This window comes from Bartonella queenslandensis AUST/NH15 (assembly GCF_000312585.1).
Classification (GTDB): domain Bacteria; phylum Pseudomonadota; class Alphaproteobacteria; order Rhizobiales; family Rhizobiaceae; genus Bartonella; species Bartonella queenslandensis_A.
The window spans coordinates 1-564 of sequence record NZ_HE998195.1; the positions used below are offsets into that span (position 1 = coordinate 1).

The following is a 564-nucleotide window of genomic DNA, read 5'->3' on the forward strand; positions in this document are numbered from 1 at the left end:
GGATTACTTACATAGATCTGCTAAATTTCTATTTGACAATATATCAATAATATGTCTATGATTGAATTAGGTGCCTGAAAACACCTTAAAACATCTAGCGGATTGGTTGCCGAAATAATCAATCTTCTGTGCATTGCAAAGACTTTGACTCACTATATGCGATAAGTATATAATGGCCTCATCGGGTGTAGTTATGCTATACAATACTCTTATGGGGAAAGCATAACGACGGACTAGATGCCGTGTTTTCAGCGCCCGATACCTTTTAAAGGTATCAATGAAAACCTTTAACATCTAGGAGTTCATTATGAACAATCTTATAGAAATTAGAGAACAAGTCATTGATGGCGATGCGATTCAGACAGTAAATGCACGTGATCTACATGCGTTTTTAGGAGTAGGTAAAAAGTTTGCAGACTGGATTACTGAACGCATTAACAAATATGATTTTGTCGAAAACAGAGATTATATAGTTTTTCCCAATTTTGGGAAAAACCTCCAAGGTGGTCGTCCCTCTAAAGAATATCACCTCACCTTAAGTGTAGCCAAAGAACTTTCTATGGT

General features: G+C 36.3%; 1 protein-coding gene. It reads left to right on the forward strand.

What is annotated here, in order from left to right; genetic code table 11:
- Positions 1-307: 307 nt before the first annotated feature.
- The coding region (locus tag BN338_RS09855; RefSeq protein WP_039761949.1) for an antA/AntB antirepressor family protein at positions 308-564 on the forward strand (257 nt) is incomplete at its 3' end.